The 23408-nt window shown below is 69.0% G+C and carries 23 protein-coding genes; 16 read left to right on the plus strand and 7 right to left on the minus strand.

The genetic code is table 11. The features are described from left to right. Window positions 1–76 precede the first annotated feature (76 nt). The 4 genes from ACIGHN_RS19840 (at window position 77) to ACIGHN_RS19855 (ending at window position 4361) form a co-directional block, all read left to right on the plus strand. Complete coding sequence (locus ACIGHN_RS19840) at window positions 77–1249, plus strand: SLC13 family permease (RefSeq protein WP_396505689.1); 1173 nt, start codon at window positions 77–79, stop codon at window positions 1247–1249. Window positions 1250–1431: 182 nt separating this feature from the next. Beyond that, window positions 1432–2409, plus strand: a complete 978-nt coding sequence (locus ACIGHN_RS19845; RefSeq protein WP_396505690.1) for a hypothetical protein — start codon at window positions 1432–1434, stop codon at window positions 2407–2409. Window positions 2410–2527: 118 nt separating this feature from the next. After that, complete coding sequence (locus tag ACIGHN_RS19850; RefSeq protein WP_396505691.1) at window positions 2528–3076, plus strand: hypothetical protein; 549 nt, start codon at window positions 2528–2530, stop codon at window positions 3074–3076. After that, complete coding sequence (locus ACIGHN_RS19855; protein WP_396505692.1) at window positions 3069–4361, plus strand: MFS transporter; 1293 nt, start codon at window positions 3069–3071, stop codon at window positions 4359–4361. Before ACIGHN_RS19850 ends, ACIGHN_RS19855 begins: the two co-directional genes overlap by 8 nt. A gap of 81 nt (window positions 4362–4442) precedes the next feature. Here ACIGHN_RS19855 and ACIGHN_RS19860 read toward each other — a convergent pair whose 3' ends face one another. Further along, entirely contained in the window at window positions 4443–5417 is a 975-nt protein-coding gene (locus ACIGHN_RS19860; protein ID WP_396505693.1) for a LysR family transcriptional regulator, read from the minus strand. 108 nt (window positions 5418–5525) lie between these two features. On the opposite strand from ACIGHN_RS19860, the gene ACIGHN_RS19865 reads away from it, so the two are divergent. The 4 genes from ACIGHN_RS19865 (at window position 5526) to ACIGHN_RS19880 (ending at window position 8409) form a co-directional block, all read left to right on the plus strand. Beyond that, window positions 5526–6170 (plus strand): glutathione S-transferase family protein, encoded by a 645-nt coding sequence (locus ACIGHN_RS19865; RefSeq protein ID WP_396505694.1) that lies wholly within the window; start codon window positions 5526–5528, stop codon window positions 6168–6170. Beyond that, complete coding sequence (locus ACIGHN_RS19870) at window positions 6167–7153, plus strand: pyridoxamine 5'-phosphate oxidase family protein (protein ID WP_396505695.1); 987 nt, start codon at window positions 6167–6169, stop codon at window positions 7151–7153. Before ACIGHN_RS19865 ends, ACIGHN_RS19870 begins: the two co-directional genes overlap by 4 nt. 230 nt (window positions 7154–7383) lie before the next feature. Then, window positions 7384–7872 (plus strand): YcxB family protein, encoded by a 489-nt coding sequence (locus ACIGHN_RS19875; RefSeq protein WP_396505696.1) that lies wholly within the window; start codon window positions 7384–7386, stop codon window positions 7870–7872. Between the two features lie 48 nt (window positions 7873–7920). After that, window positions 7921–8409 carry a hypothetical protein gene (locus tag ACIGHN_RS19880; protein ID WP_396505697.1) on the plus strand — a complete coding sequence of 163 codons (489 nt, stop codon included), beginning with the start codon at window positions 7921–7923 and terminating at the stop codon, window positions 8407–8409. Between the two features lie 51 nt (window positions 8410–8460). Here ACIGHN_RS19880 and ACIGHN_RS19885 read toward each other — a convergent pair whose 3' ends face one another. From ACIGHN_RS19885 to ACIGHN_RS19895, 3 genes are all read right to left on the minus strand, one after another. Then, a complete protein-coding gene (locus ACIGHN_RS19885; protein ID WP_396505698.1) occupies window positions 8461–9357 on the minus strand; it encodes a TIGR03915 family putative DNA repair protein in 897 nt (298 codons plus the stop codon). 146 nt (window positions 9358–9503) lie between these two features. Further along, window positions 9504–10784 carry a putative DNA modification/repair radical SAM protein gene (locus tag ACIGHN_RS19890; protein ID WP_396505699.1) on the minus strand — a complete coding sequence of 427 codons (1281 nt, stop codon included), beginning with the start codon at window positions 10782–10784 and terminating at the stop codon, window positions 9504–9506. Between the two features lie 337 nt (window positions 10785–11121). Continuing rightward, entirely contained in the window at window positions 11122–12006 is an 885-nt protein-coding gene (locus ACIGHN_RS19895) for a gamma-glutamyl-gamma-aminobutyrate hydrolase family protein (protein WP_396505700.1), read from the minus strand. A 420-nt stretch (window positions 12007–12426) separates the two neighbouring features. Here ACIGHN_RS19895 and ACIGHN_RS19900 point away from each other — a divergent pair, with 420 nt between their 5' ends. After that, window positions 12427–12795: an HPF/RaiA family ribosome-associated protein gene (locus ACIGHN_RS19900; protein ID WP_056411311.1), complete on the plus strand. Its 369-nt coding sequence runs from the start codon at window positions 12427–12429 to the stop codon at window positions 12793–12795. 215 nt (window positions 12796–13010) lie between these two features. Here ACIGHN_RS19900 and ACIGHN_RS19905 read toward each other — a convergent pair whose 3' ends face one another. Next, the gene (locus tag ACIGHN_RS19905) at window positions 13011–13976 is read right to left on the minus strand and encodes a PDR/VanB family oxidoreductase (RefSeq protein ID WP_396505701.1); all 966 of its coding nucleotides are present in this window, start codon (window positions 13974–13976) and stop codon (window positions 13011–13013) included. Next, a complete protein-coding gene (locus ACIGHN_RS19910; protein ID WP_396505702.1) occupies window positions 13973–15031 on the minus strand; it encodes a Rieske 2Fe-2S domain-containing protein in 1059 nt (352 codons plus the stop codon). Before ACIGHN_RS19910 ends, ACIGHN_RS19905 begins: the two co-directional genes overlap by 4 nt. Window positions 15032–15311: 280 nt before the next feature. Here ACIGHN_RS19910 and ACIGHN_RS19915 point away from each other — a divergent pair, with 280 nt between their 5' ends. The 7 genes from ACIGHN_RS19915 (at window position 15312) to ACIGHN_RS19945 (ending at window position 22287) form a co-directional block, all read left to right on the plus strand. After that, window positions 15312–16091 carry a GntR family transcriptional regulator gene (locus ACIGHN_RS19915; RefSeq protein ID WP_396505703.1) on the plus strand — a complete coding sequence of 260 codons (780 nt, stop codon included), beginning with the start codon at window positions 15312–15314 and terminating at the stop codon, window positions 16089–16091. Between the two features lie 292 nt (window positions 16092–16383). Continuing rightward, a complete protein-coding gene (locus ACIGHN_RS19920; protein ID WP_056170959.1) occupies window positions 16384–17574 on the plus strand; it encodes an ABC transporter substrate-binding protein in 1191 nt (396 codons plus the stop codon). A gap of 344 nt (window positions 17575–17918) precedes the next feature. Then, entirely contained in the window at window positions 17919–18791 is an 873-nt protein-coding gene (locus ACIGHN_RS19925; protein ID WP_396505704.1) for a branched-chain amino acid ABC transporter permease, read from the plus strand. Between the two features lies 1 nt (window position 18792). Beyond that, window positions 18793–19788 (plus strand): branched-chain amino acid ABC transporter permease, encoded by a 996-nt coding sequence (locus ACIGHN_RS19930; RefSeq protein ID WP_396505705.1) that lies wholly within the window; start codon window positions 18793–18795, stop codon window positions 19786–19788. A gap of 1 nt (window position 19789) precedes the next feature. Next, entirely contained in the window at window positions 19790–20563 is a 774-nt protein-coding gene (locus ACIGHN_RS19935) for an ABC transporter ATP-binding protein (RefSeq protein WP_218382258.1), read from the plus strand. Further along, on the plus strand, window positions 20556–21287 hold the full coding sequence (locus ACIGHN_RS19940; protein ID WP_218382257.1) for an ABC transporter ATP-binding protein: 732 nt from the start codon (window positions 20556–20558) through the stop codon (window positions 21285–21287). The genes ACIGHN_RS19935 and ACIGHN_RS19940 overlap by 8 nt, the downstream gene beginning before the upstream one ends. Window positions 21288–21306: 19 nt before the next feature. Beyond that, window positions 21307–22287: a tripartite tricarboxylate transporter substrate binding protein gene (locus ACIGHN_RS19945; RefSeq protein ID WP_396505706.1), complete on the plus strand. Its 981-nt coding sequence runs from the start codon at window positions 21307–21309 to the stop codon at window positions 22285–22287. Between the two features lie 181 nt (window positions 22288–22468). Here the strand turns inward: ACIGHN_RS19945 and ACIGHN_RS19950 are convergent, their stop codons facing one another. Further along, window positions 22469–23389: a LysR substrate-binding domain-containing protein gene (locus ACIGHN_RS19950; protein WP_396505707.1), complete on the minus strand. Its 921-nt coding sequence runs from the start codon at window positions 23387–23389 to the stop codon at window positions 22469–22471. Between the last annotated feature and the right edge of the window lie 19 nt (window positions 23390–23408).

A 23408-nucleotide genomic window follows, 5' to 3' on the forward strand; every position in this document is an offset into this window, starting at 1 on the left:
CCGTCGTTGCCGCTTTCGATGTCGCTGTCGCGTTCTCATCGCTCCGCGCGCCTCGTTTTCTTACCTTCGCCCGTCCATGACCGACTCCTCTCCCGCCCGCGCAAACGCACCTGCCACATCCACTGCGCCTTCCCACAGCGCGTCCTCTGCAGCCGATGAGGCGCCCGGCGGCGGCAACGGCCTGCTGTGGGTGCTGGTGGCCGTGGCCGTCCTCTTTGCCGTGCTGCGGCCCCGCGCACCCATGGACTACCTGCGGCTGGTGGACTGGCAGACCGTGGGCGCGCTGGCGGGTCTTTTGGCCATCACCCAGGGCGTGGAGAAAAGCGGCATGCTGCAGGCCACCGCCCAGCGGCTGCTGGGCCGCGTGACGGATCTGCGCAGCCTGGCGATGCTGCTCACGGCCGGTGCCGCGGTGCTGTCGGCGCTGGTCACCAACGACGTGAGCCTGTTCCTGCTGGTGCCGCTGACCCGCGTGCTCGCCACCCAGGCCGATCTGCCGCTGGCGCGGCTGGTGGTGCTGCAGGCGCTGGCGGTGAATGCGGGCTCTGCGCTCACGCCCATCGGCAATCCGCAGAACCTGTACCTCTGGCACCGCTCGGGCGAGAGCTTTCTCGGCTTCATGGGGATGATGGCGCCCACGGTGGCGATCATGCTGTTCTGGCTCTTCGTGGCGGTGTGGGTGCTGGTGCCGCGCACCGCGATCACGCTGCGCCCTGCGACCGAGGCCCCGGCCGTGCAGCCCCGGCTGTTGACGCTGGCCGGCGTGCTCTTCGTCGCCTTCGTGGTGGCGCTGGAGCGGCACTGGCTGGTGGCCGGTTTGGCGCTGGTGTTCGGCGCATTCCTGGTGTTCTACCCGCGCGTGCTCAAGGGGGTGGACTGGGCGCTCCTGGCCATCATCGCGCTCATGTTCGTGGACCTGCGCCAGCTGGCCGAGCTGCCCGCGGTGGCCAGCCTGCTGCAGCACGCGCCCATCGCCGAGGGCTGGCGCGCGTACCTGGCGGCCATCGTCGCCTCGCAGTTCATCAGCAACGTGCCTGCGGCCATCCTGCTCGACGGCCCGGTGCGCGACCTGCCCGCGCTCGCCGCCGGGGTGAGCGTGGGCGGCTTCGGCTGTGTGCTGGGGTCGCTGGCCAACCTGATCGCGCTGCGGTTGGCGCGCCTGCCGCACGGCCTGCGCGAGTTCCACAAGATCAGCATTCCCTTCCTCATCGTGTGTGCGCTGTCGGCGCTGTGGCTGCGGATGGGGTGATGCGGGGGCGGCGATGGGGGGGGATGGCCTGTGCCACCTGTCCGCAAAGCGGACGCCAGGGTGTCCCCCGCGCATGCAGCCAGCCGGCGGTGCAACGATGCAAGTGGTTGATTTGAAAGGGAATCGTGCCTGGCACGCAATGTGAGTACAGCCAGGGCATTCCCACCCACTGGAGTTGATCCATGCGACATTCCCTTCGTCCCCTTGCCCTGTGCGCAGGCCTGTGCCTGGCAGGTGCTGCCTGGGCCCAGCAGCCCCCACCACCGCCTCTCGCGCCGCCACCAGCCGGCGCAGCGGTCCCCGGTCTCGCAGGCGCACCCGGTGCCCTGCCACCGCCCGGCGCACGCCCCGCGCGGCCGCTGCCGCCGCCGCCGCCGCCGCCCGATGCGGCGCAGCAAGGCGCGGCGCCCGTCGTCTCCGGCCAGCTCAAGCGCTGGCTGGTCAACCCCGGCGGCGACGTGGACGGCCTGCTGCTGACCGACGGCACGCAGGTGCAGTTGCCACCCCACCTCTCGCCAGCCCTGCTGCAGGCCGCGCGGCCCGGCGACACGGTGCAGGTCAGCGGCTGGCGTGCGCCCAATGCGCCGGTGCTGCGTGCCGTGCGGCTGACCGTCGGTGGCCGCACGGTCGAAGACACGCCACCGGCCCCGGGCAGCGCCCCGCCTGCGCGGCCGGACCCCGCTGCGCTGGCAGCGATGAGCGCCAGCGGCCGCGTGGCCCAGGTGCTGTACGCCCCCGGCGGCGAGGCGAACGGCGTGCTGATGGACAGCGGCACCATCGTGCGCTTTCCGCCGCATGTGGGCACGGCCATGGCTGCGTCATTGCAGCCGGGCAGCACCCTGTTCGCACGCGGCTGGGGCTCTCGCGGGCCGCATGGCAGTGCGCTGGAGGCCACGGCGATGGGCCCTGCTGCCGACACCGCCCGCGAGCTGTTCGCAGGCCCCGGCGTGGAGCCCCCGCTGCCCGGTCCGCGTGGAGCCCAGCCGCCCCAGGCCGGTCCCAAGGGCGGCCCCGGAGCACGCGGTCCTGCCGGCCCCAAGGGCCCCCGCGAGCCAGGCGCCGGACCTGCAGGTCCTGCCGGTGTCCCGCCGGCAGCCGGGCCGGGAGCGCCCATGGCGCCGCCAGTACCACCTGTGCCAGCCCCGCAGCCCGCGTCGTGACCTGTCGTCAGGCCGGCGGTGTCGCAGCCGCCGCCTGACGGGTCCCTGCAGCGTTGTCAGTCCTTTTTCTCTTGCATTTTTCTTTCCCGTTTTTCGTTCACTTCACACAAGGATTCCCATGCCCGCCCAACCCCATGACATCGACGTCTGGTCCGTCGAAGGCCAGTTCCTGCACCTGATCTACAGCCCCAAGGGCACCATCGAAGGTGTGCTGATCGACAGCGAAGGCGCCCCCGCCCAGTTCGTGTGCGACGCGCACGACAGCGCGGCCCATGCCGCACTGGCGGGCCTGAAGCCCGGCCAGGCCGTGGTCATCAAAGGCACCGTCGCCGAGCCCTCGCCCAAGGGTGAAGCCGAGCACGAGGTCTACCAACTGGAGCGCGTGGTCTCGGTCGACGGCAAGCCCGCCGCGCCGCACCACCACCCCGGCCACGTGGCAGGCACCGTGGCGCGCCTGAACTACGCCAGGCACGGCGAGCCCAACGGGGTGGTGCTGGACACCGGCGACTTCATCCACACCAAGCCCGACGGCCTGAAGCACCTGGGCCTGAAGGTTGGCGACAAGGTCAAGGCCGAGGGCGATGTGCGCCCCCTGGCCACCGGCGGCGGCCAGGTGGTGCAGGCCCGCACGTTAAACGGCAAGCCCGTGGGGCCTGGCCATGGCTGATGCCGGCGCAGCAACTGTCGGCGGCCTGCCCGCCGGCGGCAAGGCTGGCGCGGGCCCGGCAGCGGTGCCGGGCTCGCTGATGGCGCTGGCGCTGCTGGCGTTCTTCATGGCCGATGTGCGCGACGGCCTGGGGCCGTTCCTGGCCACCTACCTGCAAAAGAGCCAGGTGCAGCAGGAGCTCATCGGCTACACCATGACCGCTGGCGGCCTGGCGGGCATGGCAATGACGCCGCTGGCCGGCGCGTGGGTGGACGGCTCGCGCGCCAAGCGCCTGCTAACGGTGGTGGCGGCGCTCGCCATCCTGGCCGCCAGCGCGCTCGCGTTTTCGACGCTGCAGGGCACGTGGCTCATCGCATCACAGGTGGTGACCGGCGTGGCCGGGGCGTTGCTGGCGGCCACCATGGCCGCGCTCACGCTGGGGCTGGCGCGGGCTTCGGGCTTCAAGCACCAGACGGGCCGCAACGAGGCCTGGAGCCACGCGGGCAACATGGTGTCGGCCATCGGCGCGGGGCTGGTGGCGCACTGGTTCGGCGCGCACTGGATCCTGGCCGTGATGGCAGCGATGACCGTGGGCGCGGTGCTGGCGGTGTTGTCGATCCGCGCGGGGGACATCGACCACCAGGCCGCGCGCGGCTGCGAGTCGCCCGAGACGCTGGGCGAGCATGTCGAGCGCGGCACCGGCTGGGGCGCACTGCTGTCCAACAAGCCGCTGCTGCTGTTCGGCATCACCTGCCTGTTCTTTCACCTGGGCAATGCAGCCATGCTGCCGCTGCTCAACCAGCGGCTGGCCGCCACCGTGGCCGATTCGTCGCCGCTGCTGTGGACCGGTATCGCCATCGTGGTGGCCCAGGTCACGATGATCCCGGTGGCGCTGTGGGTGTCGCGCAGCAAGCGCTTCGACGTGGCGTGGTTCGTGTACGCCGCCATCCTGGTGCTGCCGGTGCGCGGCGCGCTGGCCTACCTCATCGCCGCCGACTGGGGCAACGTGCCGGTGCAGATCCTGGACGGCCTGGCCGCCGGCGCGCTGGGGGTGGCCACGCCGCTCATGGTGCAGCGCTTCACGCAGGGCAGCGGCCGCTTCAACACCGCGCTGGGCCTGGTGATGACGCTGCAGGGCGTGGGCGCGGCGCTCAGCCCCACGCTGGCCAACTCGGTGGTGGGCGCCGGGCAGCATTTCGGCCTGGCCTTCGTCGCGCTGTCGGTGGCGGCGCTGGTGGCATTGCCGATGTTCTGGTGGGCGCAGCGGCACGCGCCGGTGATCGATGGTGCAGTTGCTATTGATTAGATAGCTGCTTGCGCAATGGCAGCGAGCGCAAGGCCGTGAAATCGCCTTGAACTGCGTGGTCCACCGCGCACCCGCCGGTGCTCACCGCTTGCTGCTTCTGGTGCTGCTGCTACTGCTGCTGCTGCTGCTGCTGCTGCTGCTGCTGCGCCGTGCCAGGCCGCGGCCCTGCAGCACCGGCTCGGCGGCCAGGCGGTGCCGTGCGAACTCCACGAAGGCCCGCACCTTGGCCGGTGCGCGCCGCCCCGCGGGGTAGACGATGTGCACGGGCACCGGGTCGGGCTCATGCTCGGCCAGCACGATGCGCAGGCGCCCGGCGCGCAGGCTGGCGGCGGCCTGGTAGGCCAGGCAGCGGGTGAGCCCCAGGCCCACCTCGGCCGCGGCGATGTCCACCTCGTTGCTGTTGCTGATCCAGGCCTGCTGCGGTGTGCCCGTGGTGCCATCGCGAAACCGCCAGGGCGAGGGGGCCCGCGCGTCGAACGAAAACGCAATCGCGCGGTGCTGGCCCAGCTCGTGCGGGTGGCGCGGCTCGCCGTGCCGCGCCAGGTAGCCGGGCGATGCGACCACCATGCGCCGCAGCGCGCCCACCTGCAGCGCGGTCAGGCCCGAGTCGTGCAGGTGCGCGATGCGCACGGCCACGTCCATGTCCTCCTCCAGCAGATGCACCACGCGGTTGACGAACAGCGTGCGCGCCTGCACCCGTGGATGCGCCTGCAGAAAGTCGAGCACGATGGGCGCCACATGCTGAATGCCGAACATCTGCGGCGCGGTGATGGACAGCAGGCCCTGCGCCTCGGCCTGTGCGCCGCGCGCCGCCTGCTCGGCCTCGTGCAGGTCGTTCAGCAGCGGGCGGCAGTCGGTCAGAAAGCGCTCACCCGCCTCGGTCAGCCGCACCATGCGCGTGCTGCGCTGGAACAGCAGCACCGACAGGCGCGCCTCCAGCGCCGCGATGGCGCGAGTGACTGCCGCCGCCGAGCAGCCCAGCCGCCGCCCCGCCACCGCAAAGCCGCCCGCATCGGCCACCGCCACAAAGCAGCGCAAGGTCTCCAAGTGGTCCATTGTTTCGATTCGTGCAATTTTGAAAGTCGCACTATCGCTATTCACGCCGTGGTGCGCAATAGATAAGGTCGAGTCCTGCACAACTTCTGACACCAAGGACACGACACCATGGCCCCCACCCCACCCATCACGCTGTACCGCATGGCCGTGTCCGGCCACTGCCACCGCGTCGAACTGATGCTGTCCCTGCTGGGCCTGCCCTATCAGCTGGCCGAGGTGAACCTGCTGCAGGGCGAGCACCAGCGCGCAGAGCACCTGGCCCTGAACGCCCTGGGCCAGGTGCCCGTCATCGTGGATGGCACCGTGGTGCTGAGCGACAGCACCGCCATCCTGGTCTACCTGGTGCAGCGCTACGCCCCCGGCAGCGCCTGGATGCCGCAGGACCCGGTGGGCCAGGCGCGCCTGCAGCGCTGGTTCAGCCTGGCCGCCGGGCTGCTGGCGCCGGGCGTGGCCGTGCCGCGCTTTGCCGCCATCACAGGCAAGCCCTTGAACGCAGCCTCCCAGGCCATCGGCCAGCGGCTGCTGGCCTTCATGGAGGGCGAGCTGCAAGGCCGCACCTGGCTGCTGGACGGCGAAGCGCCCACCCTGGCCGACATTGCCATGGTGAGCTACATCTCGCAGGCACCCGTCGGTGGACTGCCGCTGGCCGCCCACCCGCGCGTGGCCGCCTGGGTGGCGCGGATGGAGGCCCTGCCGGGTTACGTGCCGCTGGCCGACCGCCTGCCCGAGGCCGCTGCAGCGGTACCCGCATGAGCGCCGGCCTGCGGCCCCCTGAAGCCCCGGCCTTCCACGCGGGCGAGCAGGCCCTGCAGGACCGGGTGGGCGTGCGCGAACGCATGGGCGAGATCGGCCCCATGGTGCTGCGCGACCACATGCCCGACCAGCACCGCGAGCTGTTCGAGAAGCTGCCCACGCTGCTGCTGGGTGCGCTCGACGCCCACGGCCAGCCCTGGGCCACCATGGTGGCGGGGCCCCCGGGCTTTGTGCACACGCCCGATGCGCACAGCATGCAGGTCGCAGTGCAGCCCGATGCGGCCGACCCGGCGCTTGCGCAGCTCGCGCCCGGCACCCCTGTGGGCGTGCTGGGCCTGGAGCCCCACACCCGCCGCCGCAACCGCATGAACGGGCGCGTGGCCGCCTTCGGTGCGCAGGGCCTGGCGGTGGACGTGGTGCAGAGCTTCGGCAACTGCCCCAAGTACATCCAGGCGCGCGCGCCCGGCCTGCGGGAGGTGGTGACCCCGCCCGCACCGGCACAGGCCCTGGGCCCGCAGCTCGACGCCGCCGCGCTCGCGCTCATCGCCCGCAGCGACACGCTGTTCATCGCCAGCGCCTCGGCCGCGCGCCCCGGCGCAGCGCGCAACGAAGGCGTGGACGTATCGCACCGCGGCGGCGAGCCGGGCTTCGTGCACATCGCGCACAGGGAGGAGGGTGGCGTGGTGCTGTCGGTGCCCGACTACCCCGGCAACCTGTTCTTCAACACGCTGGGCAACCTGGCCCTGCACCCGCTGGCGGGGCTGCTGTGGGTGGACTACGACGGCGGTGGCCTGCTGCACGTCGCGGCACGGTCCGAGCTGCTGTGGGACGACGCAAGCCGCGCGCCCTGGCCCGGTGCCCAACGCGTGCTGCAGCTGCAGGTGCTGGGGGGCGTGTGGCGGGCCAATGCGATGCCGTGGCGGTGGACGGCGGCGCAGGCGGCGCCGCAGTTCGGGGTGCTGCGGGCGCGGGCGGCGGGATAGCGCAATGGGGCATTTGCGCAGCGGACGCACGCGCCCTCGGTTGCGATTGAGCAAAAAGACGCGGGCCTGAGCCTCAAACCGGTCTGGCACACTGCAGAATCTCATGCATCCAAGTGCGCTCATCCGGTGTGGCTTGGGCCATTCATGCCTCTCCATCAGTCCATGCACTCGCCGGCCTCTCTGCAGACAGCCAGATTCTTCTCGAGCGACGCGCAACGTCGCACCGCTCCATGACCAAGGCCACGCTGCACTACACCGACAGGCTAGTGAAAAATGCGGTCGCTGCGTTTTGGTGGCGAACCGTGGGCTGGAAGTTCATAGCTTCCCTTGTTCTCCTGGCGGCCTACTTTGCGTACGCGCTAGCCAGTGGCCTGCATTCGTGGACCACTGCGGTGTTGGGCGTGCTGCTGATACTGGGCCTTGCACTGATTGGTGCGCTGTACGTGGTGCATCTGCGCGGCTCGCTCGCACGGTTTCGACGGATGCGGATGAAGCAGGCTTTTCTGGAGACGACGCCGGACCGCCTGCGCTTGTCGTCGGACATGGGCAGCTGGGACGTGGACTGGTCTGCCGTGACGGAGGTCTGGCGCTTCAAGGACTTTTGGTTGCTGTTCTTCTCGCGTGCGCAGTTCGTCACGCTGCCTTTGGCCGACTTGAGCGACGAGGTACGGCACATCGTTCTGGACAAGGTCAAAAGCCATGGCGGAAAAATCCTGTAGCTCGACGGGCGGCTGGGTGCTGCGTACCGTCTGCGGGTTGAGCCTGTGATGACGCCGCTCCTGAGACTCGTCATCGCCTTCGCTGCAGCGGCGATGGCGCCCGTCATCGCGCTGGCGCTCGGGTATCTCTTCGAGCAATTTCAGATGATGGGGACAGGGGATCCATCCCTGTGGATTCGAACACTGGGGTTCATGTCTCTGTGCGCGCTTGTGTCGACAGCTCACGTGGTCCTTCTCGGGATTCCAGCCTTTTGGCTGCTGTGCCGGATCGGCACCCTGAGGTGGTGGAGCGTGTTGTTGGCAGGCTTTGTTCTGGGGTGCATGCCCATGGCCGTTTTGTCTTGGCCGCTGCGCTATTCAGACATGAAAAGTTCAGTGACGATCGGCCATGTGCAGACCATCATCAGCGGGATTCCGACGATCGCTGGCTGGCAACAGTACGTGGCTGTTGTTGCGTTGTTCGGGATCTGCGGCGCTTTTGCGGCTGCAGTGTTCTGGATGGTTTTCAGAGCAGGCCGTCACCGTGCTGTTGACTGACTGACGGTCATCGTCACGGGTCATCGGGCCGCATCTGCAGTGCCTGCCGCGCTACGCGCTTGATGCACCCCGCCGCATCGGCTCGATCCGCTTGCGCGGCGTGGTCGCCTCGGCCTCCACCATGTGCCCGCTGCGTTCGTGCGCGCCGTGCGACAGCTCGGTGATCAGCGCGGCCTCGGGCAGGTTGCGCCAGTAGCGCGTGGGCATCTCCTTTTTCATCATCGTGGTCTTGAGCCGCGCGGGGTTGAAGATGTGGCGGTAGTAGGTGAGCCAGAGCGCCTCGCCGGCGTCGGGCGGCGGGGCGTCGCTGCGTTGGCCGCCGGGGCCCACATGCAGCGCCGTGCCGTCCCAGCGCACGCTGGCGTCGGGCGTGAGGATGGCCCAGTGCATCTGCGTGAAGCGCCGCACGAAGAAGCCCGCGTTGGCCTCGGTGATGTAGTGGTCGGGCTCGAACCAGGCGACCTGCACGGTGTGGCCGTCGCTGTCGGTCACCGGGCGAAAGCGCACGAAGGCGTGCATCTTGTGCATGTCGCGTGCCACGGCGCGCACCATGTGGTGGGCCTGCATGCGGTCGGCGTCCAGCGGGTCGTGGCGCAGCGCGCGGTCGTGCGCCAGGCGCCACAGCAGCCGGTACATGAGCGCGAAGCGCGCGGGGTTGCGGTGCAAGACCAGGCGCTCGCACAGGCGCACGAAATCCTCGGGCACGCGCGGCGCTGGGCGGTCGGTGCGGGGCTGCAGTGCGGCCAGGTCGAGCGGCGTCGATGCGCCAGCATCAGCATCGGTGCCAGAGCCAGCAGTTGAATTGGCGAACAAGTCTTCCGAGACGTCCTGCGTGGTGAACCAGTCGACAGCCTGCGGCGGCACGCCGGCCTGCACCAGCGTGCGCGCGGCATGGCGAAAACCGGCCCAGTCGGTCGGGTGGTCGAGCGTCACAGTGTGTTGTGCCATGGCTTATCGAGGCACGTGGTAATGCGCGCCACGGACCGTTCGGGCTGAGCCCGTCGAAGCCAGGGTGCTGCCGCAGAACGTGGCCCGGGCGGGGCCCGAGGGCGCAGGGAGGGTCTTGCTGGCGCAGCGGGGCATCGATCGGTCCCTCAAAACAGGCTGCGCTGCGCGGGCGGCGGCGCGAGGCGGGCGGCCAGGTCCGCGGCATCGAGCGCGCGGCCCGGGCGGTAGTCGGCCGCTTCCACAAACGGCAGCACCTTCTTGAGCGGCACATGCAGACGGGTGAGGTCAGCATGCCGCAGGCGGCGCACGCGGCGGGCGGCCAGCAGGCGGTCCACCGTCTGCACGCCGAAGCCGGGCACGCGCAGCAGCAACTCGCGCGGGGCGGTGTTCAGGTTGACCGGGAAGCGCTCGCGGTGCGCAATCGCCCAGGCGAGCTTGGGGTCCATGTCCAGCGCCAGCATGCCGCCCTGGCTGGCGGGCACGATCTCGCCGTGGGTGAAGCCGTAAAAGCGCATCAGCCAGTCGGCCTGGTAGAGCCGGTGCTCGCGCACGGTGGGCGGGGCGATGAGCGGCAGCGCGCGCGCCGCATCGGGGATGGGGCTGAAGGCCGAGTAGTACACGCGCCGCAGCCGGTGCACGCCGTACAGCCCTGCGCTGGTGGCCAGGATGGTGCGGTCGTCGGTGGCGTCGGCGCCCACGATCATCTGCGTGCTCTGCCCGCCCGGCGCGAAGTGGGGCGCCGCAGCGCGCCGCGTGAGGGTGCGTGTGGTGGCGGGCATCGACACCACCTTGGCCGCGGCCTGCTCCTTGCGCGCCTGCCGCGCGTCCTCGATGCGCACCGCCATGCGCGCCATCGATCGTTCAATCGCCGCGCCGTCCTTCTGGGGTGCCAGGGCGGCCAGGCCTTCGGGCGTGGGCAGCTCCACGTTGATGCTCAAGCGGTCGGCATAGCGGCCGGCACGCTCCATCAGCTCGGGCGACGCATCCGGGATGGTTTTGAGGTGGATATAGCCGCGAAAGTCGTGGTCCTCGCGCAGCACGCGGGCCACCTCCACCACCTGCTCCATGGTGTAGTCCGGGCTCTGGATGATGCCGCTGGACAGGAACAGGCCTTCGATGCAGTTGCGCCGGTAGAAGTCGAGCGTGAGCTGCACCACTTCATCGACGGTGAAGCGTGCGCGCGGCACGTTGCTGGTGACCCGGTTCACGCAGTACAGGCAGTCGTACTGGCAGAAGTTGGTCAGCAGAATCTTGAGCAGCGAGATGCAGCGCCCGTCCGGTGCATAGCTGTGGCAGATGCCCATGCCCTCGGTGGAGCCCATGCCCCGCCCGCCCACCGAGTCGCGCGGCGCTGCGCCGCTGGATGCGCACGAGGCGTCGTACTTGGCGGCGTCGGCCAGGATGGCGAGTTTGGACTGTAATTGCACTGGATGAATTTACAGTATTTTCATCTCCGAGGACAGCGCAAGGGCATCCAGTAGTTTGATGTTTGCTATTAAATTCATAGCTTCTAGCGCTTGTCCAGAAAGCGGTAGAGCATGAAACGGGCTGAGAAGAGCGAGTCACTGCGTGGCGGTAACCAACGCAGCGCTGTGTGCAAGACCGCGACCGTCCAGATCGGGAGGGCGTTGCTGTGCGTTCAGCCAGTGCTCGCTGTGGCCCTGTTCAGCGAGGAACGCAAGGCCAACTGCATCGATGTGACTGGCTGAGAACATGTGGCAGCTCGGAGCGGCTGGTGCCGCACGCCGAGCTGGGCAAGGGCGGTTACGACGCAGCCCGGCTCCGGTCCCGACGCAGCGCTTGCCGCAGGAGGCGCGTAGCGCGGTCACGCATGCCAGTGGGGTGGCTCACGGCCGGCGGGTTAGCCTTGGCTTCTGCGCAGGCCGCCAGAAAGTCCTGCAGGATGGCGGTGTCATCGAGCGTGTCCGCGCCGACCTTGTGGAACTCGGGGTGCCACTGCGTGGCGGCGATGTAGCCGCGCCCCGGTGCCGACTGCAGGCGGATGGCTTCGGGCACGCCGTCGGGCTCGCTCAGGGCTTCGACGACGAAGTCGGGGGCGACCCGCTTGATGCCCTGGTGGTGGATGCTGTTCACGCGGGCGCGGGGCTTTTCGGGGTAGAGCTGCGCCAGGCGCGTGCCTTCGACGATGTGGATGTCGTGGAAGTGCTGGTCGTAGGTCGATGCATTGCGGTGCTGCAGCGCGCCCGGGTGCTGGGTCTGCAGGTCCTGGTAGAGCGCGCCGCCAAAGGCCACGTTGATCAGCTGCAGGCCGCGGCACACGCCGAAGATGGGCTTGCGCACTTCGGCAAACGCCTTGACCACCGCCAGGTCGTACAGGTCGCGCACGCGGTCGCCGATCCACTCTTCCCGCAGGGGCTCTTCGCCGTAGTTGCCCGGCCACACGTCCGCGCCGCCGTGCATCACCACGCCGTCGAGCCACTCGGCGTAGTGCGCCAGCGTCACGTCGCCGCGCGCCGTCTCGCCGGTGGGGCAGGGCACCATCACCACCATCGCACCGGCCGACATGATCCAGTGCGCGATGGACTGCTCGACGTACTGCAGGGTCTTGTTCGTGAACAGCGGGCGGGTGGGGTCGGCGTGCTGGAAACAGGCAGACAAACCAATCTTAAGGCGGCGATCAGCGGGCATGGATAGGGGGCTCCGTGCAGCACGCTGAAACGGTGCTGCGATTGCAGTGAACAGGTATTCAATTTGTAGCACTGCAGACGGGCCGGCGTCTGTAGGAGAGCGGCCTGCGCCCCTGCGCGCGCCTAACTTTTTGCGCTGGGACCGCGATGCAGTCCATGACACCACGCGTGGATGCAGGCAGCACCTGAATAAGTGAGCACCTTGCGGCAACGCGGGCTTCGTCGACACCACAGACAAGCCAGCAGCGCGCGCATAGCCAATCGCGAAGGCACACGCAGTGCCTGGCCCCACAAGACCCGCCGACTAACAGGTTCTTACTGCCGCGGAGCCCCGAAGGTGCGACCATGGTGGTTCACGGGACGGCTGCCAGCCGGGACGGCGGGCAGGGTCCTTCGCTTGAATTCTTCAAGGAGCACCACCATGCAAGTACAAGTCAATACGGACGACCACATCGAAGGCGGCGAATCCCTCAGCGAGTGGATCGCCACCGAAGCCAAGAGCCGGCTGTCGCGCTTTCAGGACCATGTGACGCGGCTGGATGTGTTCTTGAGTGACCTCGACGCCGGCAAGTCCGGTGCCAACGACAAGCGCTGCCGCATCGAGGCGCGCGTCACCGGCCGCCAGCCGATCTCCGTGGCCGACGATGCCAGCGAGATGGGCCGGGCGTTCATCTCCTCGGTCGACAAGCTGACCCGCGCGCTCGACACCGACCTGGGCCGCGCCAAAGACCGCCACGGGCGAGACACGATCCGAACGCTGGACGCGTCGGATGCCGCCGCCGCGGGTTGACCTTGAATGTTGCACCCCATGCCCCGCTACCGCTCTCCGTTCATCATTTTGTTGCTATGTGAACGATAGCAACCGAAGGCGGCGCCTGCATTGCGCGGGCGCGCCTTCGCTGGCTGGGGCTGGCGCGCGGCGCAGCCCGTCACACAGCCACCCCGCGCCGTGCGGCATGGCGCCGGCGCAGTCACCTCAGCCTGCGGCCATCGCCGCCGCAGCGCTCACAGATCCAGCACCAGCAGCTTGCTGCGCGCACGCGAGCAGCAGGGCATGAACTGCTCGTTGCTCGCCTTTTCCTCATCGGTCAGGTACATGTCGCGGTGGTCCACCTCGCCCTCCAGCACGCGGGTGATGCAGGTGCCGCACACGCCCTGCTCGCACGAGGTCATGATGTCGATGCCCTGGCCGCGCAGCGCTTCCACGATCGAAATGTCCGGCGCAATCGCATAGGTCTTGCCGGTGCTCGCGATGCGCACCTCGAAACCCTCATCGCCCGAGGTGTCCTGCGCGGGCGCCGCAAAGTACTCCAGGTGGATGCGGTCCTGCGCCCAGCCCATGGCCTGCGCAGTGGCCACCACATGGTCGATGAAGCCCGCCGGGCCGCACACGTACACCCGCTTGTCGTCTCCCGGCGCTGCCAGCACGGACGCCAGGTCGAGCTTTTGCTCGGGCGCCCCTGCATCGAAGTGAAAGTGCACGTGCGGTGCCATGGGCGAGGCGGTGATCTCGCCGGCAAACGCGGTGCGCTCGGCCGAGCGCGTGCAGTAGTGCAGCGCAAAGCCCGCGCCGGTGCGCGCCAAGCGGTCGGCCATGCACAGCAGTGGCGTCACGCCGATGCCGCCCGCGAGCAGCAGCGTGTGCTGCGCGGGGTGCAGCGCAAAGTGGTTGCGCGGCGTGCTGATGGTGATCACGTCGCCTTCGTTCACGCGGTCGTGCATGCCCACCGACCCGCCGCGGGAGGCGGGGTCGCGCAGCACGGCGATGCGGTAGCGGTGCTGCTCGTGCGACGCATTGCACAGCGAGTACTGGCGCACCGTGCCGCCGGGCACATGCACGTCGATGTGCGAGCCCGCGCTGAACGGCGGCAGCGGCTGGCCGTCGAGCCGCGCGAGCTCGAAGCTGGCGATGCCCTCGGCCTCGGCGGTCTTCTTGGCGACGCGGACCTGGAAGGTCTCCTGCGCGGTCATGCGGCCACCACCGGCTGCGGGGCTGCGGGCGCGCGCTCGGCGGCGATCACGCGGTCCAGCACCTTGCGCGACTGCACGCCGCCGGCATCGATGTTGAGCATCAAGAGCTTGCGATCGGGGTAGCGCAGCAGGTTGTGCTGCTGCTTTTCCAGCATCTCCTGGTCCTCGGCGAAGATGCCGCCCTGGCCTTCGCGGATCTTGGCGGTGAGCTCCGCGTCCTGCGGCTTGAAGTTGCGGGCCATGCCCCAGAAGTAGTGGATGGAGGTGTCGGTCTCGGGCGTGATGAAGTCCACCACGATGCTCGATGCCTTCTTGTCCGCAGGCGCGTCGTAGCCGCCGTGGCCGGCCAGCGCCACGCCCACCTCGATGAGCACATGGCTCGGTGGCGAGAAGTGGCAGATCTGCCAGCGGTCCACCGGCTGGTCGTCGGGCAGGCCGTTCATGCGCAGCGCCATCTGCCAGAACGGCGGCGCCTGGATGCCTTCCATGAAGCGGCTGGTGATGACCTCGTCGCCCTCCACCCGGGTCTTGCAGGGCACCTCGTCGATCTCTTTCTGGCCGATGCTGGTGGCGTGCACATACGTCTCGTGCGTGAGGTCCATCAGGTTGTCGATCATCAGGCGGTAGTCGCAGGCGATGTGGTAAAGCCCGCCGCCGTAGGCCCACTCGTCGCTCTCGGCCCAGGGCAGAGAGTGGATCTTGGCGGGGTCGGCCAAGGCGGCATCGCCCGTCCACACCCAGATGAAGCCGTAGCGCTCTTCCACCGGAAAGCTGCGCGTGCGCGGAAAGCCCTGCACGCGTTGGCCGGGCATGGACACCGCCTTGCCGTCGCACCCCACGCGCAGGCCGTGGTAGCCGCACATCAGCTCGCCGTCGCACACCTTGCCCAGCGAAAGCGGTGCGCCCCGGTGCGGGCAGAAGTCCTCCAGCGCAGCCACCTTGTCAGGGGCGGGGCGGTAGAACACGATCTTCTCGCCGCAGACCATGCGGCCCAGGGGTTTGTCGGCGATCTCGTCGGGGGTGCAGGCAACGTACCAGGCGTTTTTGGGATACATAGTGTTGTCTCGTGGGTGTCGATGGCTTGTTCGTGGGGCCAGTGCGCGCCCGGAAAGCCGCGCACTGGGATACAGCGGATTGTGCGAAAGGAGCGTGGCGCTGTATACATAAAAATACTGAAAACCAGCTATCGCACGCCGGCATAGCTTGTAAGTCGTTGTTTTAAATCGGATTGCACCTGTGGCGCCTGGATTTGATGCGGGTTTGTGTATACATTCAGGGCTCGTTGCGGCCCAGCCAGGCTGCCGTCCTCCCTCCGTCCACCCCGTCCCGCCAGCCATGCACCTGACCGACGATCCGCAGATCGCAACCCTTTCAGCGCCCGCTGGCGACGCCGCCACCTCGCAGGCCGTCAAGGCGCAGCTGCGCCTGCGCGAGATGATCCTGGCGGGCGAGCTGCCCGGGGGCGCGCGCATTGCCGAGCTGACGCTGGTGGAAAAGCTGGGCGTCTCACGCACCCCCATCCGCGCCGCGCTGATGCGGCTGGAGCAGGAGGGGCTGCTGCACCGCCTGCCCGGCGGCGGCTACGCGGTGCGCACGTTTTCAGAGACCGACGTGGCCGACGCCATCGAGCTGCGCGGCACCATGGAAGGGCTGGCCGCGCGCCTGGCGGCCGAGCGCGGCGTGGAGGCCGCGCTGCTGGCCGAAGCCCACGCCTGCCTGGATGCCATCGACGCGGCCCTCGCGCCCCGCACGCTGGACGACGAGGGCTTCTCGCGCTACGTGGAGCTGAACGCGCGCTTTCACCTGCTGCTCAGCCGCATGGTCGGCAGCGACGTGATCGCGCGCGAGCTGGACCGGGTGAAGGGCCTGCCGTTCGCATCGCCATCGGCCTTCGTCGTGGTGCAGACCCATTCCCATGAAGCGCGCGACATGCTCATCGTGGCGCAAGACCAGCACCGCCAGGCCCTCGACGCCATCGAGCGCCGCGAGGGCGCCCGGGCCGAAGCCATCCTGCGCGAGCATTCCCGCATCACGCGGCGCAACCTGCTGGCTGCGGTGCAGGCGGCCCAGGTGCAGGGCTTGCCGGGTGTCGGGCTCATTCGTGAACGCGGGTGATCTGCATCCAAAAAAAGCTTCCGAGCGGGTCGCTGTCGGCGGATGCCGGGCGGCGGAGGAAGAGGGCGTGGCTTCCGCCAGGTAGCCGCGGAACTGGCTGTGCCAGGCCGCTGGCTGCGTCCCCCTCCCGCGCGCAGCGCGAGAGAGGGGGAAGGCGCCGCAGGCGACTCAGGGGGTGATATCCCGTTCTGAGATATCTAAAAGTGGGAAAGCCCGCTTGTCGAAGTCTCCAGCGCGATTCACACTGCGGCCAGCATTGTTCTGTATACAACGACATCCCCAGGAGACATCGATGCCCACCAAACGCCACCTTCTTCGTGCCTCCGCGGCTGCGGCCCTGGTGCTGACCAGCGGCCTGGCCGCACTGCCCGCCGCCGCGCAAGACAGCAACGTCTTCAAGATCGGCCTCATCCTGCCCATGACGGGCCAGCAGGCCACCACCGGCCGCCAGATCGAAGCGGCCGCCAAGCTCTACATGGCGCAGAACGGCGACACCGTGGCGGGCAAGAAGGTGCAGCTCATCATCAAGGACGACACCAGCCTGCCCGACGTGACGCGCCGCCTGGCGCAGGAACTGGTGGTGAACGAGAAGGTCAACGTGCTCGCCGGCATGGGCATCACGCCGTCGGCCATGGCGACTGCGCCGCTGGCCACGCAGTCCAAGACCCCGCTGGTGGTGATGGCCGCGGCCACGTCCAGCATCACCGAGGCATCGCCCTATGTGGTGCGCAGCAGCTTCACGCTGCCCCAGGTGTCGGTGGCCCTGGCCGACTGGGCGCCCAAGAATGGCATCAAGAAGGTCGTGACCCTGGTCAGCGACTACGGCCCCGGCATCGACGCCGAAAAGTATTTCAACCAGCGCCTGACCTTCAACGGCGGCCAGGTGACCGAGGCCCTGCGCGTGCCGTTGCGCAACCCCGATTTCGCCCCGTTCTTGCAGAAGGTGCGCGACGGCAAGCCCGACGCGCTGTTCGTCTTCGTTCCCTCGGGCGCGGGCGCGGCGGTGATGAAGCAGTTCCTGGAGCGCGGCCTGGACAAGGCCGGCATCAAGCTCATCGCCACCGGTGACGTGACCGATGACGATCAGCTCAACGACATGGGCGACGGCGCCCTGGGCGTGGTCACCTCGCACCACTACTCGGCCGCGCACCCCTCGCCGCTGAACAAGAAGTTCGTCGACGCGTTCGAGAAAGCCAACAAGGGCCTGCGCCCGAACTTCATGGCCGTGGGCGGCTACGACGGCATGCGCGTGATCTATGAAGCGCTGCGCACCACCAAGGGCGCAGGCGGCGGCGATGCGCTGCTGGCCGCGATGAAGGGCCAGGTGTTCGAAAGCCCGCGCGGCCCCGTGTTCATCGACGCGCAAACGCGCGACATCGTGCAGAACGTGTACCTGCGCAAGGTGGAGCGCGTGAACGGGCAGCTGTACAACGTGGAGTTCGATGTGATCAAGGATGTGAAGGACCCCGGCAAGACGAAGTAGCCCCCCTGAGCCGCTGCGCGGCTTCCCCCGGAGGGGGACGCCACCGGTGGCCTGGCGAAGCCAGTTCCACGGTGGCACTGGTCTTGGGGCGCGCCGGTTGTTGCGGGCGGGGGTGCTCTCCATCCATTGTCGGACGCGCTAGTTTTTGGGTTGGTAGCCTCCCTTCCTCCACCCGTTCGGGCTGAGCCTGTCGAAGCCGGGGCGTCACCGTTCAGGCTGAGGCAGTGGAAGCCAGGGCACTACCGTTCGGGCTGAGCTTGCCTGTCCTGAGCTTGTCGAAGGGTCGAAGCCAAGGCGCCACGCACGAACCCATGACCCTTGTTCGTCTTCATTGAAGTGATTTCATGCTGACCATTCTTTTCGACGGCGTTGCCTACGGCATGCTGCTGTTCATCCTGGCAGTGGGCCTGGCCGTGACCATGGGGTTGATGAACTTCATCAACCTGGCGCACGGGGCCTTTGCCATGGCGGGGGGGTACATCACGGTGCTGCTGATGCAGCGGCTGGGTGTGCCGTTTCTCGTGTGTCTGCCCATCGCGTTCGTGGGCGCGGCCTTGCTGGGGGCGGTGCTGGAGCGCACGCTGTACCGGCCGCTGTACAACAAGGCGCACCTGGACCAGGTGCTGTTCTCCATCGGGCTGGTCTTCATGGCTGTGGCCAGCGTGGACTACTTCGTGGGCTCCACGCAGCAGATCATGCAGCTGCCCGAATGGCTCAAGGGCCGCACCGAGATCGGCAGCGGCGCCTTCATGCTGGGCATGGGGCACTACCGGCTGTTCATCATCGCGGTGTGCGCGGCGCTCACGGTGGGGCTGCAGTACGTGCTGACCAAGACGCGCTTCGGCAGCCGCCTGCGCGCGTCGGTGGACGACCAGCGCGTGGCCGCGGGCATGGGCATCAACGTGAACATCGTGTTCCTGTCCACCTTTGCGTTCGGCTCGGGCCTGGCGGGGCTGGGCGGTGCGCTGGGGGCCGAGGTGCTGGGCCTGGACCCGAGCTTTCCGCTCAAGTTCATGATCTATTTCCTGATCGTCGTGGCGGTGGGCGGCACCTCGTCCATCACCGGACCGCTGCTGGCCGCGCTGCTGCTGGGCATTGCCGACGTGGCGGGCAAGTACTACATCCCCAAGCTGGGCGCCTTCATCGTGTACAGCCTCATGATCGTGATCCTCATCTGGCGCCCGCAAGGCCTCTTCGTTCGTAAAGGAGGGAAATGAGATGAACGCTCAGACCTCCATCCTCTTGAAGGCCCGGCGCTTTCGCTGGTGGGAACCCATCTTCTGGATCCTGGCCTTCGTCGCGCCGCTTGCCCTGCCCAGCCACGCGCTCATCATCAACGAGATCGCCATCGTGGCGCTGTTCGCGATCTCGCTGGACCTGATCCTGGGCTACACCGGCATCGTGTCGCTGGGCCACGCGGCCTTCTTCGGCATGGGCGGCTACGCGGCGGCGCTGTTCGCCAAGCATGTGATGCCCGACCCGCTGGTGGGCCTGGCCGTGGGCATCGCAGCCGCCACGGTGCTGGGGGCTGTGGCGTCGCTCACCATCATGCGCGGCACCGACCTCACGCGGCTCATGGTCACGCTGGGCGTGGGCCTGATCATGCTGGAGCTGGCCAACAAGCTCGACTGGCTGACGGGCGGCGCCGACGGCCTGCAGGGCGTGGTGATGGGCCCGGTGCTGGGCCAGTTCGAGTTCGACCTGTATGGCCGCACGGCGGCGTGGTATTCGCTCACGGTGCTGCTGGTGTTCTTCCTCATAGCGCGGCGCATCGTGCAGTCGCCGTTCGGCGCCACGCTCAAGGCCATCCGCGACAACCGGCTGCGCGCCATGGCCATCGGCATCCCCGTCACGGCCAAGCTGGCGCAGGTGTACACGCTGGCGGCCGCGCTGGCAGGCGCTGCGGGCGCGCTGCTCACGCAGACCACGGGCTTTGCATCGCTCGACCTGTTCGAGTTCCACCGCTCGGCGGACGTGATGCTGATCCTGGTGATCGGCGGCGTGGGCTGGCTCTACGGCGGCATCCTGGGCGCCGTGGGCTTCAAGCTGCTGCAGGACGTGATCTCGTCTGTCACGCCGCAGTACTGGACGTTCTGGATCGGCCTGTTCCTGGTGGTGCTGGTGCTGGTCGGGCGCTACCGCCTGTTCCGCCCCTGGACCTGGTTCGGGGCCGGGCGCAAGCCCGGTGCCAGCTCCAGCGCGGGAGGCCATTGATATGAACACGACAACCTCCACCACCGTGCTGTCGGCGCAGGGCCTGGTCAAGCGCTTCGGCGGCATCACCGCCACCAACAACGTCACGCTGGACTTGAAAAAGGGCGCACGCCACGCGCTCATCGGCCCCAATGGCGCAGGCAAGACCACGCTGATCAACCTGCTGACCGGCGTGCTGGAGCCCACCGAAGGCGCCATCGTGCTCGAAGGCCAGGACATCTCGCGCCTGGCGCCGCACCAGCGTGTGGCGCGCGGCATGGTGCGCACGTTCCAGATCAACCAGCTGTTCGACAGCCTCACGCCGCTGGAGACCCTGGCGCTCACCGTGTCGCAGCACCAGGGCCTGGGCGGCAAGTGGTGGCAGCCGCTGGGTGCGCGCCGCGCCGTCACCGAGCGCTGCGAGCAGCTGCTCGAGCAGTTCCACCTGACCTCGGTGATGGCCGAGGAAACGCGGGTGCTGGCCTACGGCAAGCGCCGCCTGTTGGAGATCGCCATTGCCCTGGCCTGCGAGCCGCGCGTGCTGCTGCTCGACGAGCCCGTGGCCGGCGTGCCCGCGGGCGAGCGCGAAGAACTTTTGCAAACCGTGGCGGCACTGCCCGCCGATGTCTCGGTGCTGTTGATCGAACACGATATGGACCTGGTTTTCAGCTTTGCCAACCGCATGACGGTGCTGGTCAACGGCACGGTGCTGACCGAGGGCGACCCGGACACGATTGCCAACGACCCGCAGGTGAAGGCGGTGTATCTCGGCCATGGGGAGGACGCCCATGTCTAAGACCGAGCTGCTTCGCATCGAGGGTTTGAGCGCGGGCTACGGCGAAGCCGTGGTGCTGCAAGGCATCTCCCTGTCGCTGGCCGAAGGCGACACCCTGGCCCTGCTGGGCCGCAACGGCACCGGCAAGACCACGCTCATCAACACGCTCGCAGGCGCCACGCGCCAGCACGGCGGCACGGTGATGCTGGGCGGCGCGGCGCTGCACAAGCTGCCCTCGCACGAGCGCGCCGCCGCGGGCATCGGCTGGGTGCCGCAGGAGCGCAACATCTTCAAGTCGCTCACCGTGCACGAGAACCTTACGGCCGTGGCGCGCCCCGGCCGCAAGGGCTCCACCGCGCGCCCATGGACGCCCGAGCGGGTGTACGAGATGTTCCCGCGGCTGGCAGAACGCAAGACCAACCTGGGCACGCAGCTGTCGGGCGGCGAGCAGCAGATGCTGGCCGTGGGCCGCGCGCTGGTGCTCAACCCGCGCCTCTTGCTGCTGGACGAGCCGCTCGAAGGCCTGGCGCCCATCATCGTGGAAGAGCTGCTGCGCGCCATCCGCCGCATCACGCGCGAAGAAGGCCTGTCGGCCATCATCGTGGAGCAGCACCCGCAGGCCATCCTGGCCATCTCTGACCAGGCCGCCGTGCTGGACCGGGGCACGGTGGTGCATGCGGGCACAGCGGCAGAGCTGAGCGCGCAGCCCGCGCTGCTGGACCGCCTGCTGGGCGTGTCGCGCTGACAGGGGCCAAGGCATGCGCATGAACCTCACCATCCACCGCAGAACCTTCCTGGCCCTGGCCGCAGCGTGGGGCGCGGCCGCCGCCCACGCGCAGCCCGCGTTCCCCTCGCGCCCGATCCGCATCGTGGTGCCCAATGCGGCGGGCGGCGCGGCCGACATCACCGCGCGCACGGTGGGCCAGAAGATCGCGGGCCCGCTGGGGCAGAGCGTGGTGATCGAGAACAAGCCCAGCGCGGGCGGCGTGGTGGCCGGCGAGCAGGTCGCGCGCGCCGAGCCCGACGGGCACACGCTGCTGCTCATCAGCAGCGGCACGGCGGTGAGTGCCGCGCTGTTCCACACGCTGCCGTTCGACACGCTGAAGGACTTCGTTCCGGTGTCGCTGCTGGCCACGTTCGACCTGGCCATCGTCGTGCGTGAAGGCGGGCGCTTCGGCACCCTGGCAGAGCTGCTGGCCTATGGCCGCGCGAACCCGGGCAAGCTCAACATCGGCACGCCGCAGATCGGCACCACGCAGAACCTGGCGGCCGAACTCTTCAAGGTGACCGCCGGCATCGACGCCCAGGTGGTGCCCTTCAACGGCACGCCGCCGGTCATCACCGCACTGCGCGGCGGCGAGATCGATGCCATGGTGGACATCCTCGGCGGGCTGATGCCGCAGATCGGCTCCAGGGCCCTGCGCCCGCTGGCGGTGCTGGGCGCCCAGCGCGCGCCGCAGCTGCCCGACGTGCCCACGGTGCGCGACAGCGGCGGGCCGCTGGCCGGCTTCAACGTCACGTCCTGGAACGGCCTGGCCGTGCCCGCACGCACCCCGCCCGCCGTGGTGGAGCGCCTGTCGCGCGAGGTGCAATCGGCCCTGGCCCAGCCCGACGTGAAAAAGCGCCTGCTGGAGCTGAACCTGCAGGCCCAGGGCAGCACGCCCGCGCAGGCCGCCGAACACCTGGCGGCCGATGTGCGGCGCTGGGGCGATGTGATCACGCGGGCCAAGATCGCGCGGCAGTAGGCGGGGTTCGCGTTCAATCAGCCGGCCCGATACCGGTCGGGCTGACTGCCCCCGTACCGCACCCCTTGCCGTTCGGGCTGAGCTTGTCGAAGCCTGGTGCCGCGCTTCGACAGGCTCAGCGTGAACGGTAGAAGGTGAACCGTTTTTCTACTTCCATAAGCAGCGTGATACCCGGCAACGCTCAAGGGTGCTCGAACACCAGCGGCACCGTGCGCTGGATCAGCTCCAGCGCCGCTTTCTGCACCTGCGTGGCCGGCCGCTGCAGGCTGGTGGCCAGCGACAGCGCGATGCGCAGCGGCGGCTTGCCCGGCGTGCCGATGACCTGGGCCGTGTAGGCCGAAGGCCGGGGCGAGTTGAGCAGCGCGTTGCGCGAGAGGATGGCGCAGCCCGCGCCGTCGGCCACCAGGTCCAGGATGGCGGAGACGCCGTCGATCTCCAGCGCCACCTCGGGGCGGCAGCCGATGTTGGCCATCTCCGATTCCACATGCATGCGGATCGCGTTGGGCCGCGACGGGATGATCAGCGGCAGCCGCGCCACCTCGGCCAGCGGGATGGGGCCGGGCGGCGGGTCTTCGGCCAGGCCGGGCGGGCGCACGCGCACCAGCACCAGGTCTTCGTCGATGAGGTGCGACACATCGATGTCGCGCGAGGGCTGGGCGTTGTAGAGCACCACGATGTCCAGGCGCCCGCTGACCAGGCCTTCCAGAATCGCGCCCGACAGCCCCTCGCTGATGGACAGGCGCGCCTCGGGCAGCTCCTGGCGGAAGGCGCGGGTCAGCGGCACCGTCATCACCCGCGCCACGCTGTTGGGCAGGCCGATGGCCACGCGGCCCGACAGCCCGCCGCGCATGCGGTCCATGTCCTCCCGCGCCCGCGCCATCTGGTGCAGGATGCCGCGCCCGTGCTCCACCAGCAGCTTGCCCGCTTCGGTGGGCGTGGCGCCCCGGCCATTGCGCACCAGCAGGTTCTGGCGCAGCTCCACCTCCAGCAGGCGGATCTGGCGGCTCAGCGCCGACTGCGCCACGTCCAGCGCCGCGGCCGCGCGGGTGAAGCTGCCGAGCTCGGCCACGCGCACAAAGTATTCCAGCTGCTTGAGGTCCATCGGAGAGGCGCGAAGCGGG

Source organism: Acidovorax sp. NPDC077693 (genome assembly GCF_044542805.1).
Taxonomy (GTDB): Bacteria; Pseudomonadota; Gammaproteobacteria; order Burkholderiales; family Burkholderiaceae_C; genus Acidovorax.